The sequence below is a fragment of the Moorena sp. SIO3I6 genome, from assembly GCF_010672095.1.
Map to the genome: position 1 here is coordinate 1 of NZ_JAAHHU010000042.1, position 13,136 is coordinate 13,136.

17 protein-coding genes are annotated in these 13,136 nt (G+C 44.6%); 9 read left to right on the plus strand and 8 right to left on the minus strand.

Going from position 1 to position 13,136, the window contains the following annotated elements; all coding sequences use genetic code 11:
• Window positions 1–197 precede the first annotated feature (197 nt).
• Complete coding sequence (locus F6K49_RS14590; RefSeq protein ID WP_070392913.1) at window positions 198–452, minus strand: hypothetical protein; 255 nt, start codon at window positions 450–452, stop codon at window positions 198–200.
• A 432-nt stretch (window positions 453–884) separates the two neighbouring features.
• Here F6K49_RS14590 and F6K49_RS14595 point away from each other — a divergent pair, with 432 nt between their 5' ends.
• Complete coding sequence (locus F6K49_RS14595; RefSeq protein WP_293071548.1) at window positions 885–1,073, plus strand: hypothetical protein; 189 nt, start codon at window positions 885–887, stop codon at window positions 1,071–1,073.
• Here F6K49_RS14595 and F6K49_RS14600 read toward each other — a convergent pair.
• The 4 genes from F6K49_RS14600 to F6K49_RS14615 form a co-directional block, all read right to left on the minus strand.
• A complete protein-coding gene (locus F6K49_RS14600; RefSeq protein WP_293022969.1) occupies window positions 1,024–2,364 on the minus strand; it encodes a TIGR03279 family radical SAM protein in 1,341 nt (446 codons plus the stop codon). The genes F6K49_RS14595 and F6K49_RS14600 overlap by 50 nt on opposite strands.
• Window positions 2,365–2,406: 42 nt before the next feature.
• Window positions 2,407–2,706: a hypothetical protein gene (locus F6K49_RS14605; RefSeq protein WP_293097708.1), complete on the minus strand. Its 300-nt coding sequence runs from the start codon at window positions 2,704–2,706 to the stop codon at window positions 2,407–2,409.
• 102 nt (window positions 2,707–2,808) lie between these two features.
• On the minus strand, window positions 2,809–3,645 hold the full coding sequence (locus F6K49_RS14610) for an undecaprenyl-diphosphate phosphatase (protein ID WP_293037040.1): 837 nt from the start codon (window positions 3,643–3,645) through the stop codon (window positions 2,809–2,811).
• A 301-nt stretch (window positions 3,646–3,946) separates the two neighbouring features.
• Complete coding sequence (locus tag F6K49_RS14615) at window positions 3,947–4,165, minus strand: hypothetical protein (protein ID WP_293097712.1); 219 nt, start codon at window positions 4,163–4,165, stop codon at window positions 3,947–3,949.
• A 105-nt stretch (window positions 4,166–4,270) separates the two neighbouring features.
• Between F6K49_RS14615 and F6K49_RS14620 the strand changes: the two genes are divergently transcribed.
• From F6K49_RS14620 to F6K49_RS14630, 3 genes are all read left to right on the plus strand, one after another.
• Entirely contained in the window at window positions 4,271–4,426 is a 156-nt protein-coding gene (locus F6K49_RS14620; RefSeq protein ID WP_293097717.1) for a hypothetical protein, read from the plus strand.
• A 208-nt stretch (window positions 4,427–4,634) separates the two neighbouring features.
• Window positions 4,635–5,276 carry a DUF3120 domain-containing protein gene (locus F6K49_RS14625; protein ID WP_293022980.1) on the plus strand — a complete coding sequence of 214 codons (642 nt, stop codon included), beginning with the start codon at window positions 4,635–4,637 and terminating at the stop codon, window positions 5,274–5,276.
• A 311-nt stretch (window positions 5,277–5,587) separates the two neighbouring features.
• Window positions 5,588–6,607: an adenylate/guanylate cyclase domain-containing protein gene (locus tag F6K49_RS14630; protein ID WP_293023025.1), complete on the plus strand. Its 1,020-nt coding sequence runs from the start codon at window positions 5,588–5,590 to the stop codon at window positions 6,605–6,607.
• Between the two features lie 235 nt (window positions 6,608–6,842).
• Here F6K49_RS14630 and F6K49_RS14635 read toward each other — a convergent pair whose 3' ends face one another.
• Window positions 6,843–7,205: a hypothetical protein gene (locus F6K49_RS14635; protein WP_293097724.1), complete on the minus strand. Its 363-nt coding sequence runs from the start codon at window positions 7,203–7,205 to the stop codon at window positions 6,843–6,845.
• Window positions 7,206–7,274: 69 nt separating this feature from the next.
• Window positions 7,275–7,487: a hypothetical protein gene (locus tag F6K49_RS14640; protein WP_293097730.1), complete on the minus strand. Its 213-nt coding sequence runs from the start codon at window positions 7,485–7,487 to the stop codon at window positions 7,275–7,277.
• A gap of 39 nt (window positions 7,488–7,526) precedes the next feature.
• On the opposite strand from F6K49_RS14640, the gene F6K49_RS14645 reads away from it, so the two are divergent.
• The 5 genes from F6K49_RS14645 (at window position 7,527) to F6K49_RS14665 (ending at window position 11,498) form a co-directional block, all read left to right on the plus strand.
• Window positions 7,527–8,390, plus strand: a complete 864-nt coding sequence (locus F6K49_RS14645) for a hypothetical protein (RefSeq protein WP_293097737.1) — start codon at window positions 7,527–7,529, stop codon at window positions 8,388–8,390.
• A 68-nt stretch (window positions 8,391–8,458) separates the two neighbouring features.
• On the plus strand, window positions 8,459–10,522 hold the full coding sequence (locus tag F6K49_RS14650) for a tetratricopeptide repeat protein (protein ID WP_293071758.1): 2,064 nt from the start codon (window positions 8,459–8,461) through the stop codon (window positions 10,520–10,522).
• 225 nt (window positions 10,523–10,747) lie between these two features.
• Window positions 10,748–10,948, plus strand: coding sequence for a hypothetical protein (locus F6K49_RS14655; RefSeq protein WP_070392920.1), 201 nt, complete (start codon window positions 10,748–10,750; stop codon window positions 10,946–10,948).
• The gene (locus F6K49_RS14660; protein WP_293071751.1) at window positions 10,949–11,203 is read left to right on the plus strand and encodes a hypothetical protein; all 255 of its coding nucleotides are present in this window, start codon (window positions 10,949–10,951) and stop codon (window positions 11,201–11,203) included.
• Between the two features lie 106 nt (window positions 11,204–11,309).
• Window positions 11,310–11,498, plus strand: a complete 189-nt coding sequence (locus F6K49_RS14665) for a hypothetical protein (protein WP_293071752.1) — start codon at window positions 11,310–11,312, stop codon at window positions 11,496–11,498.
• On the opposite strand, the gene F6K49_RS14670 is transcribed toward F6K49_RS14665, so the two are convergent.
• Entirely contained in the window at window positions 11,467–13,119 is a 1,653-nt protein-coding gene (locus F6K49_RS14670; protein ID WP_293097752.1) for an AarF/ABC1/UbiB kinase family protein, read from the minus strand. The two genes, F6K49_RS14665 and F6K49_RS14670, sit on opposite strands and share 32 nt — an antisense overlap.
• Window positions 13,120–13,136 lie beyond the last annotated feature (17 nt).

Genomic DNA, 13,136 nt, shown 5'->3' on the forward strand with positions numbered 1-13,136 from the left:
CCCGATTCCCGATTTCCGATTCCCGATTCCCGATTCCCTACTCCCTTCTTAACAAAAAAAAATAGCCGCAGAAATACCATCCACGGCTAGGAAATTGACCTTATGTGATTCCGTTTTCAACCCTATCCAAACCTGCTCCGATAGCAGCAGACTCGATGATTTTGCCAGGGGGCAAAGCCCCCCAGTAAGTTAATCCGTTAACCCAGAATTATGTACTTGGTCATCATCGTAATAAATTCTCCAGGAATGCCCGTCGGTTGTAGAGGACTCCACTCAGAAATTTCGGCGTAACGCAGTGCATAGAGGGCATGCATCGTGTTAATGATAGCCTTGCGGGAGCCCTTGAGAATGTGCTTAACAGGGTATTTTTTTGGAGAAGATTCCTGAGGATTATTACTAGGAGTTATATCCTCAGGGTTATTTTCAGGGTTTGGGCGAAATTCGGAATCCATGTTGGTCACCTTTTGCTTGTTGTTTGTATAATATAATTATAATGATTATTAAATGTGTTGTCAAGGGTTTTTATAAATTTTTTTTTGGGAAGGTATTTTAAATAAAATGTACGGGAATGGAATGGAGTGTGATTTTTTTAAGGAGTAGTTGAAAAAGGGAATCGGGAATAGGGAATCGGGAATCGGGAATAGTGCTATAATTATTAATAATTACTGATTAATATAGCGGGTTTTAAGCTAGTAAGGTACAATTTTTTTGGTTTATAGGGAGCAGGGAGCAGGGACTTCGGAGCAGTAAAGTCAGAAGAAAGAAAAGGTAAAAAATCCTGTGTACCTCATTAGGCTAAAAACCGCTGTAATTACTGATTAATAATTACTGATTACTGATTCCTAAACTATTTGCGATCGCAAAACTGATCTAGCGGTTCTCCTATGAATCAGGTAAACAGAATTTTTTCCCGATTCCCGATTCCCGATTCCCTACTCCCGATTCCCGATTCCCGATTCCCTACTCCCGATTCCCGATTCCCAATTCCCGATTCCCGATTCCCGATTCCCTACTCCCTACTCCCTACTCCCTATTCCCAAGAGCCCCATCGATCAATTCCTCAACACCATTAACAGGAATAATTGGAGTATTGAGCTGATCAGCCACTTCTGCTACAGTCATATCATCCAGAAACCGGGTATCACCATGCTTAAGCATCAACCCAGGTAACAGAATCATTTCTCCTAAATCTTTTCCTTTTAATCCCTTCAGTAAATCTTGTCCAGTCAGCAAGCCAGTAACCGTTATCTCCTGACCCCAGTAATCACTAGATAACGCCACCATCCTAATCTCCAATCCTGGCACAGCATTGAACCGCTCTACCACAGGTTCAAACGCTTTTTCCACCGCATTACCCACTACCCAAGTCCCCCGTCGGGGGATTTCTAGACCCTTAGGTAACCGTTGAGTAGCAGCAGTTTGGAATTGTTTCAGGAACAACCGAATCGAACCAACACCATTCCCAATTTGAGGGTAGTCTCCGTAATCCGATTCTGGAGGTAACTCTTCTCTAGCAATCAAAAACCACTCATCTGCCAACCAAGCAAAGGTAGACCCCAACTGGTGCTTAAATTTCTCCTGAAGCCTTTGAACCTGAGCAATCACTTCCCTAGCTTTCTCCCCAGTAACACTAATTAGTTCATCCTCCTGGGGTCGAAACCGAGTCAATCCCACCGGTACTACTGCCGTTGAAGCGACTGCGGGCAGATCACCGGTATAGAATTGAGCTAAATCTAACAGAGTACGTTCTAAGTGAATGCCATCATTAATTCCAGGACACACCACTACCTGGGCATGAATTTGCAGCCGTCGCTCCTGAAACCACCTTAACTGCTCTAAAATTAGCCCAGCCCGAGGATTTTTCAGTAACCGTATGCGCACATCCGGTTCAGTAGCATGAACCGAAACATAAAGAGGAGATAGACGCATCCGTTCGATCCGATCCCACTCCGTTTGCTTCAGATTAGTCAGGGTTAAGTAAGACCCATACAGAAAACTAAGCCGATAGTCATCATCTTTGAAATAAAGGCTTTGGCGCTTACCTGGTGGTTGTTGGTCGATAAAGCAAAATGGGCAACGATTATTGCACTGAATCAAACCATCAAATAACGCTGTCTCGAATTCCAGCCCTAAATCGTCATCATAGTCTTTCTCAATTTCGATCACATGAGTCTTACCCGCCCCATCGATCACTTCCAGTTCTAGAATTTCATCCGCACACAGGAATTGATAATCAATCAAATCACGGGGATGGCTACCATTAATCGCAACAATAGAATCCCCTGGTTCAAATCCAACCTCAGCAGCAATGGAGTTGGGAAGAACCTTTGTGATTAATACTGGACGAATCGAGCTTTGACTCATTGATAGCAGTTTTCAATTGGGTGACGCACAAAGTCGTTGGTTTTAGGGAACAGCGGATCTGGGAACAGGGAACAGGGGGAAGAGTGTGGGGAGAGAGGGTAGTGTGGGGAGAGGGGGGAGAGGGAAGAAGAGTGTGGGGAGAGGGGGGAGCTCACAAGGGTAGGTCTTTAAACATTGGGGCGAGTAATTACTTTCATTGCCTAGAATCTCTTCCAAATAAATATATATCAAAATATACAATAATTGCTGGAATAATTCTCCCCATCTCCCCACACTTCCCACACTTCCCACACTTCCCACACTCTTCACTAGTTTAAGGGATAATTCTCCCCATCTCCTCATCTCCCTATCTCCCCATTCCCCTCCTGGGAGGGGTTAGGGGTGGGTCCCCATCTCCCCATCTCCCCATCTCCCTATCTTCCCATATTCCTACACTTGCGATCGCTAACTATTTTGTAAAACCCCAGTTATAATAGCACCTAAAATTGCTATCCCAAACAATAACCGATACCAGACAAATATCCAGACACCTTGTTTCTTGAGATAGCTGATCATCCATGCGATCGCTACGTAGGAAAATACTGCTGATGAAATCACCCCTACAATCAGTGACATTGCGCCAGCATCCCCAATGCCATCTTTGAGCAAACCGACTAACTCCACTAAACCAGCTAAGGTAATGGCGGGGATGCCCAACAAAAAGGAAAACCGTGCTGCGGTTGCTCGTTCCAAACCCATGAATAAACCAGCAGTGAGAGTCGAGCCAGACCGGGAGACACCAGGCATTAAAGCCAACGCCTGAGCCAAGCCCATCCCAATCCCATCTTTAAGACCTAAATCCTCAAAGTTACGCTTACGCTTACCCACGACTTCAGAAACACCCATCAACAAACCCATCACAATCGAGACATAGGCGATTGACATGGTACTCCGTATCGGAGAATTATCATAATCAGGGATAAAGATTTTAATCAGCAGTCCAAAGAAGACAATGGGTAGGGTGCCCAAGGCAATTCCCAGGGCCATCTGGAAGTCTTGGGATTGGTAATCGGATGTACGGATAGCTTTGAATGCGCCAGTAGTGACTTTAGCCAAGTCTCCCCAGAAGTACCACACTACCGCCGCAATGGAGCCTAGTTGAATCACAGCCGTAAACGCAACCCCTGGATCACCCCAGCCTAAGGCCACAGGTACCACTTTTAAATGAGCGGTACTACTGATGGGCAGGAATTCCGTGAACCCCTGTACAAAACCCAGCACCACAGCCTGAAAAATAGTCATGTGGGGCGTAGTAATTGTAGCAGTGGTACTGGTTGAGGATAAGACATCTGGGGCAGGAGTTGTGGCGAGAACCTTCAAGGGGAAGGTAAGGCAGGCGCTAAGGACAGCAATGATAGAAAAATTGATAAATTGACGTTTTGATAAGACCATTCTTTCCCCTATTGAGGTTGCTCCAGCTGAATCAGCCAGCCTTAATTCAATCGGTATTCTGGCATAAGTTACCAACAATCGCCAAGGGAATCTGGATACTTAGCAAACTCTTTATCGTATCCCAATTCCATGTCGTATTGATCCTTAATCCTTAAACCTTAATATTTAATCCTTCTCGGGAATCAGGAATCGGGAGTCGGGAATCGGGAATCGGGAATCGGGAATCGGGAATCGGGAATCGGGAATCGGGAATCGGGAATCGGGAATCGGGAATCGGGAATCGGGAATCGGGAATCGGGAATCGGGAATCGGGAATCGGGAATCGGGAGCGGTGCGCTTGACCTAGGGAATCGGTAAAAAAGTCTAGCAATAGCCCTGGCCCTACCGGTAGCGCACCACCCAGGCTAAGGAAATCTTAATTTTCCATAAATTTTTGAGTTCATCCTTCAGATTTTAGATGGCAATTATCATAATCATGAGGTACAAAAAATTTTTTCCCTATTCCCTACTCCCTACTCCCTACTCCCTACTCCCTACTCCCTACTCCCTGTTACCTATTCCCTATTCCCTATTCCCTATTCCCTACTCCCTACTCCCTAAAAATTTGTACTTCACCCAATTGAAAAATTAAATATTTCTACCCTTGCCATCAACCACCACATTTCAGTACTATTACCAATATGCCCCCAGGGGGGATATTGGTAATGATATATTAAGTTCAATAAAGATAATTAACGATAAGTAACAAAATTTTGTTGAAAAATACTTGGTTTTCTGCTAGAGCCCCAAGGAATTCCCATCAGTCAGGGCAACTGCTTCTATCGATCCCCCCTAGGGGAGTGAGTAATCCTCAAGGATGGCTATTATTTGCTGCCGCCTCTTTCCTGGTTTCTGTACCAGTGTTCTTTCAAGCTCCCCTAGTGCGCCTTTTCCCACTGTTGAGTTTAGTCATCACCTTCGCTTGGGTGTGGCTGGGGGTAAAACTGCTCCAACGTCCATCAACCCAAGTCTGGGGTGACTTGCTGTTGGGATTTAGCTGGAGTTGGCTGGCTGGTTCACTATATTGGGGTTGGTTGCGCACTGAACCTCTATGGCATTTACCCGTAGAAGCGATTGGTCTACCATTCGCTCTGTGGGGATTGTGGCGGGGTTGGGGAAAGGTAGGAAATCTATTTTACTTGGGTTCGTTATTCGGTACAGCCATGACCGACATCTATTTCTACTTGACGAATCTAATTACTTACTGGCGTCAGGTGATGGTAGTAGAGCCAGTCCTGGCAAAACCAATCTTTCAAAATGCGATCGCACAAGTCCAAACCCCTTGGGGAATTAGCTGGGCAGTGGTTTTGGTTGCTACGCTAGGAATAGTTGGTCTTTGGTCATTGACAAAAGAACAGCCCCATTGGTGGACGTTTAGTGGAGCGGTGTTGAGTACAATCGTGGTAGATAGTCTTTTTTGGTTGGCAGCTAACCTAGCATGATCACTCCAGACACTAACCCTAAAGGGTACAGTGTGGGCTTCTTCGGAAGCCTTCGTCATTTATTTATTTATATTTAGTGATTTATATATTTATATTAGGTTAGGTTAGTTTTGAGCGTTGTCATTCCGAAATGACTTGATCATCCTTTGAATCCATCTACTAGGGTCAGCTTCTGAGTCTTGCTGGGTCATTGACAGCAGCAAACTCAAGCTCGATTAGCAGTAATTGGTTAGTAACTTATGGCTGCTATTGTTTCTCCAACTTCTGCGCTATCCTTCCCTGATCAGGGGAAATCTTGGAAAATTGATGCAATGATCAACGTCTCAATTAACCCTGTTGTTGCTCCTATATCTGTGGTGACTTTGCGATCCACCCCTTACCTACTTATGCCTACCGGCTCTGACGATCAGTATATGCCATTAGTTGGTAGTAATTGCTGGACCGTCGGTCGTAGTTATGATAACAATTTTGTACTTTCAGATCGCTGGATTTCCAGAAACCATGCGATGTTGCAGTGTACCGAAAACGGTGATTTCTATCTTATTGATTTAGGCAGCCGTAACGGTACATTTGTCAATGGACGCAGAGTCAGTATTCCGGTGACCTTGCGCAATGGCGATCATCTTACCTTTGGTCAGACAGAATTGGAGTTTTATTGCCCACCCAAGGCTCATAAAACTGAACCATCCGAACCTATACATAAAGATACCCAAACCTCAATATTGCACGTGCGCCGCCTGATTTCTGTGATGGTGGTGGACATCCGGAATTTCACCGTACTCACCCACCAGTTAGATGAAACCACCCTCTCAGTGGCAATTGGTAGTTGGTTCCGGGAGTCTGGAGAAATTCTGAAAAGGTGTGGCAGTTGGGTAGATAAATACATCGGTGACGCGATTATGGCGATTTGGTTTCATGGCTCTGAAGGGGTCAGTGATCAAGAAGCCATGAGTATTTTGCAAGCAGTCAATGACCTCAACAAAATGACTACCAATCTGTCTAATGAATATCCTCTGCCCTTCCCACTGCGAATTGGTACTGGAATCAACACAGGAATTGCGATTGTTGGTAACACCACTGGTAGTGGCGATCGCCCAGAATACACTGCTATTGGGGATACTGTAATTGCCGCTTTTCGCCTCGAATCTGCCACCAAGGAACTTGGTCTAGATATTGCCCTAGGGGAGGATACATACCGTTACGTTTCTAAAATCGGAAAGTCTGAGCTTAACTTCAAGCAACACACTGTAAATCTCAAAGGTTATGATAATTCCACTATTACCTACGCTGGAACCTATGGAGATTTAGAAAATTTCTTGCGTGCGAGTTAATTCTACTCAACCCGCTATTGAATAAGCTTTATTAAAAGGTATTGCTAAAGTATCAATCATTTCGGTAACGGTTAGTAGAATTGAGAATTGAGAATTGAGAATTGAGAATTGAGAATTGAGAATTGAGAATTGAGAATTGAGAATTGAGAATTGAGAATTGAGAATTGAGAATTCAATATTCAACCTTTAACCTTCAACCTGCTAACCTGCAACCTTAAAAATTAATCCCTAACTATTAAAACTTGAACTGAGCCCCTGCTTGGACTCTAGCATCAAATCCCTGGTCACCGGTACCTAGTTTAGAATCTATAAATATACCATTATCTGAATGGTACCTCAAGATAGCGCCATAGTTAAAGTCTGAAACTCGACTTTCAAGCCCCACATTGGTAGTGGTGAAATTTCTGACATAAGCGCCTAGAGAAAAATTATCGATCACTCGTTGTAAAAGCTCTACATCATAAAACACCTTTCTACCTATCTCTAGATTAAGCTTGGATTTTAAACCGCCGACAGTTCCTAATTCTCCAGTAATATTATATCCGACAATTTCCCATAGGAAAGGATTCACCGCTAAATTCAATAAATCCTTGGTCATCGCTCCCTTTGGCTGTGCAAGTTGAGAATTATTTAATAGGCGGAAAGTTTTGAATTTTATTAAATAAATTTATTTTATTTGATAACAAAAAAATAAGTAATTTTTTATCCGGATAAAAATAGAAGAATAGGGAACAGGGAACAGGGAGTAGGGAGTAGGGAGTAGGGAGCGGCGGAATATAGGGTAGACAGAGAATATATTGGCACTTTCTGGATTTCTCACCACTGAATCAGTAGCTAATATAATGGATAGCAAGAGCATCAGGGTCACGAAGCATCTCAATAATAATCTCAATGACCTTCATTCCTGGAGAGCTAGTCTGTGAGTGATCGTAACGATTTAATTGAAATTTTTGGTGCTCAGAATCCCTCTCGCCGTGGGGATGTAATTTTTGTCCATGGACTCGGAGGTGATGCCCGGGGTACTTGGCACCCGCAAGAACGGCGAGATGATAATAATTTTTGGCCTGCTTGGCTGGGGGAAGATTTATCAGATGTGGGAATTTGGTCTCTGGCTTATGAGGTAGAACCATTTAGATGGAAGGGTAATTCTATGCCTCTGGTAGACCGGGCGACTAATAGTTTAGATCTACTGGATAGCTATGAGATAGGCGATCGCCCAATAATTTTCGTTACTCACAGTATGGGGGGACTGCTGGTGAAACAGATGCTGCGCAGTGCTAGGGATTTCGGCAAATGGCAAGCGATCGCATCTGGGACCAGGGGAATTGTTTTCCTGTCTACGCCTCATTCTGGTTCTGATCTGGCAAATTGGATTAATTATATTGGCACAATTCTACAAACCACTGTCAGTGTTGAGGAGTTGGAGGCGCACCATTCTCGCTTACGGGAACTGAATCTTTTGTATCGCAATGACGACCAGTTTAGCCAAATCCCGATGCTGGTTTACTGCGAAACCAAAGCTACTAATGGGATTTTAGTGGTGAATCAAACCAGTGCTGACCCTGGTATTAAGGGGGTTATTCCTGTCCCGATGGATGTTGACCATATTTCTATCTGCAAAGTAGAGCATAAAAAGAATCGAATCTACCGTCAGGTAAAGCGGTTTGTCAATCATAATTTAACAACTCCTCTGCCACTGATTCAACCGAAAGTAGCAGTTCATCCCGATAGTAATCCTGATAGTAAAGAAGAAGAGGAAAAAAAAAAGTTGATGATGGACTAGGTTTAAAAGACATTCCCCAAAATCTGCCCCGCACCTATGTTTCCAAATTCGTTGGACGCTCAAGTGAACTGGAAACTCTACACCAGCGGCTACAGCAGGCAGAACGGGTGGTAATTTCTGCTATTTCTGGCATGGGTGGTATCGGTAAAACTGAATTAGCCCTGCAATATGCCATCAACTATTACCGGAAACATTATCTCGCTGGGGTTTGCTGGCTGCAGGCGCGGGATGTGGATTTAGGTAATTTAGGGACTCAAATTGTAAAGTTTGCGCGGAACAAAATGAAGTTATCCGTGCCGCAGAAATTAGACGACCAACCCCTCAATCTCGACGAACAAGCGCAGTGGTGCTGGGACAATTGGCAGCCATCGGATAATTTGGTGCTGGTGATTTTGGATGATGTTACTGAATATGATAAAATTAAAGCCTATCTGCCTCCAAATCACCCCCGTTTTAAGATTATTATTACTACCAGGAAGCAGTCGTTAGCAGAGTCTTTTGAGATGTTGCCATTGCAAGTACTTTCGGAAGCAGCGGCTTTGGAGTTATTGGAATCCCTAATCGGAAAAGAAAGACTAAACCGGCAGTGGTCGGAAGCCAAAAAACTCTGCAAATGGTTGGGATATCTACCCCTAGGTTTAGAATTGGTAGGGCGATATTTAAAAACGAAAAAGGATATATCCCTGACAGATATGCAGCAGCGGTTGGAAAAAAAGCATTTGGAACAGCGATCGCTAAAAGAACCAACTGCTACTATGACAGCACAAAAAGGAGTGGCAGCTGCTTTTGAGTTGAGTTGGCTTGAACTGAATCAAGATGCCCAGCAGTTGGGTTGTCTGCTGAGTTTGTTTGCTTTGGCTCCCATTGAGTGGGAATTGGTGGAAAATTGTTTGCCTGACCAAGACTCAGAAGATTTAGAAGATCTTAGAGATGACTTTCTGTTGGAACTGAATTTACTTGGGCGCAAGGGTCAGGGAATCTACCAGCTGCACGAGTTGATTCGAGAGTTTCTACGGGACAAAATGGAACATTACGATGGGGCTGATCAACTCAAGCAGGGATTTGGTGAGGCAATGGTGGCCGTAGCAGATAAAATTCCCAAAGCAACGACACAAAAGGATATTGCTACAGCTAGTCCCGCCATCCCTCACCTGACAGAAGCTGCGACAGTACTCTTAGACTGGCTCAAGGATGAAGATTTATACCAACCTTTCCAGGGTCTGGGTTGGTTTTACGAAGGTCAAATGGCTTATGACCAGGCATTACTCTGGTTAGAGCAAGGCTTAGAGCTTACCCGCGATCGCTTGGGAGAAGAACACCCAGATGTGGCCACCTCCCTCAACAATCTGGCAGTACTCTACTATAGGCAGGGACGGTACTGCAAGGCAGAACCTCTCTATGTCCAAGCCTTGGAGATGAAGAAAAAACTTTTAGGTACTGAACACCCCTCTGTCGCCATCTCCCTCAACAATCTGGCATTAGTCTACAATTATCAGGGGCGGTACTGTAAGGCCGAACCTCTTTTTGTCCAAGCCTTGGAGATCAGGAACAAACTATACGGTCAAGAACACCCACGTCTCGCTATCTCCCTCAACAATCTGGCATTAGTCTACCGTTATCAGGGACGGTACTGTGAGGCCGAACCTCTCTATTTCCAAGCCTTGGAGATGAAGAAAAAACTATACGGTCAAGAACACCCATCTATCGCTATCTCCCTCCACAATCTGGCTACTATCTACTGTGATCAGGCACGGTACTCCGAGGCAGAATCTCTGCATGTCGAAGCCTTGGAGATGAAGAAAAAACTTTTAGGTCAACAACACCCACGTGTCGCAGAATCTCTCAACGGTCTGGCTAATCTCTACTCTAATCAAGGACGGTACTGTGAGGCCGAACCTCGTTTTGTCCAAGCCTTGGAGATGAGGAAAAAACTTTTAGGTCAACAACACCCAAATTTCGCCAACTCCCTCAAGGGTCTGGCAGAACTCTACAATAATCAAGGACGCTACTCCGAGGCAGAACCTCTTTTTGTCCAAGCCTTGGAGATTTTTGAACAAAAGTTAGGGTCAAATCATCCCAAGACTATCGCTTGCCGCGAGAATCTTCAAAAATTGCGGGATGAGCTGACCTAGGAAGGCAGAAGGCAGAAGGAAAGGCAAGAGGCAAGAGGCAAGAGGCAAAAGAAAAAAAAATAGCAATTAAAGTAGGGTGGGCAAAGTAATCTAATCTATCAATACTCACGCATAACCAAACGGTTTTTGCCCACCCTACAAGCTAAAAACTATAGCCTAGAACAAGTTAATTTTTATGCTATACTATAGAGGTTTAATCACCAGTATTGCAGTCAGTTTTTTCTGATGACAAAAGTAGAACAGATTCAAGCTGAAATTGAGGCTCTCTCTAAGGAAGATTTCGTGCGCTTGAGAGAGTGGTTTGCTGAAAGAGACTGGTTACTCTGGGATAAACAGCTTGAAGCTGATATTGCCGATGGTAAGTTAGACTTCTTACTTGAGGAAGCAATGACAGCTAAATCCGAAGGAAAATTACAGGATTTGTAAGTGCATCGAACAACACCGCAATTTTGGAAGCGTTTTTACGCACTACCCGAAGCTGTTCAAGGTCTAGCCCGAAAAAATTATGAGTTGCTCAAAGCAGACCGACATCATCCATCTCTAAACTTTAAAAAGGTGGGTAAAAAATATTGGTCAATACGTGTTGGATTGAGTCACAGAGCATTAGCAATAGAGGATGGCTCTGACTTCATTTGGGTTTGGATAGGTGACCACGATGAATATGACAGACTAATCCGCTAGCTTCACTTTTCTGTTTGAGCTGGAGGAGCGAGACTGGTTGACTGACAAAAGATCATGGCGTAGGGAGTCGTTGAGGCAATGAAACCCAACAAAGGGTTAGACTTTCGTGTTCGTTACGCTATCGCTAACCCAACCTACGGGAGCATCAACTGTTCCCTGTTCCCTGTTCCCTGTTCCCGATTCCCGATTCCCGATTCCCGATTCCCGATTCCCTACTCCCTACTCCCTACTCCCTACTCCCTACTCCCTACTCCCTGATCAAATTACCGTAACCGTCCCGAACGCAAGATACTAACAATCAGCCACAAGCCTAAAAAACTAGCAGCAGCAAACAGGATATTAGTAACCACAGACATCTGGGGAGTTTGGCTTCCTGAGGCCACAATTGCTGCACCCACAATCAGGGAACCGACTACAATACTGAAGGAGAGTCGATTAGCGGAATCATCGATACTGTAACGTAGTTTGTCTAGCTCTGGGACAGTAATATTCCACTTCAGGGTTTCGGAACTGACCCGGTTTAAAAATAATTCGATTTGAGAAGGCGATCGCAATGACAGGCTTTTGAGATCCAAAACCGTTCTCAGAAGGGTTTGTAAGGGATCATCTCCCAGGAGTTGACGGCGAAACACTTCCGTAATCAGGGGTTTGATTTGGTCGAGCAGGTTAATTTCGGGATAAAACCCACGGGTAACCCCTTCCAAGTTAGCTAGGGTTTTGGCATATAAACCCATATTACCGGGTAAGCGGATTTTATTATTGCGCGAGACTTGCAGTATCTCATAAAACACTTCACTAAAGTTGATTTTGGAGAGGCTTCGGTTGTAATACTTGCGCAGCATACGGTCATAGTCATTTTCCAGGCCAGATAAATTGACCGACTCACCTGCTTCAGATAGTTGTAGGGTTAACTGAGCACATCGCTTGCCATCTAAATCTACAATTGCTAAGAGCATCTCCGTCAAAATCTGTTGGCTGCGGGGGTCTAAGCGTCCAATCATGCCACAGTCTAATAAGGCGACGCGACCATCCCTCAGATAAAATATGTTTCCGGGATGGGGGTCAGCATGGAAGAAGCCATCGATGTAAACCTGCTGGAAAAAAGCCCGAAATAACAGGGTGGTAATTTCCCGTCGCTGGGTCTGGGTATCTTTGCCCTCTTGAGTTTGTGATAATTGCGCCGATAGCAGAGGTGCCCCTTCCAGCCACTCAATGGTAAGTAGCTTTTGGCTGGTCAAATCCCAGTAAATCTTTGGTATCACTAATTGCTGGGAATCGAACCAGCGGCTATTGGATAGATTACTGCGGAGTTTATCGGTATAGTTAGCTTCTTGGGTAAAATCCAGTTCTGCTTCTAGGGCAGTAACAAATTCATCGGCTATGGCAACGATATCGTAAGTCTTACCAAATTCCGTCAGAGACACTAACTCTGCTAAGCCTCTAATGATAGCAATATCTTGGGCAACGATCTGGTCAATCCCAGGACGTTGAACTTTCAGGGCCACGTCTTGACCATTTTTGAGGGTAGCCCGATGGACTTGACCAATGGAACCAGCAGCAATGGCTTGGGGATTGATGGTAGTAAAGGTTTCTGAGATTGGCTGTGCTAGTTCTTGCTGTAGCAAGCTTTCTATTTCACTCCAGGCTACTGGTGGTACATTGGCTTGCAAGTCAGTCAGGACTTCCACATAGGCTCCTGGTAATAGGTCGGGACGGGTAGACAGAAGTTGTCCTAACTTAACGTACACCGGACCTAAATTGATTAAAATGTTGCGAAGGACAGCAGGAGGGGGGAGTTGAGGTTCGTCATTATTTTTGTTGCCCGTTAGGAGTCCTCGCATGTAATCCCAACCGTTTCGGAACACAACTTCTAGGATTTCTCGCTGGCGGGTACTGGTTTGAGTTAGGGAAAACATTCGCTGAGGGTGGTTGA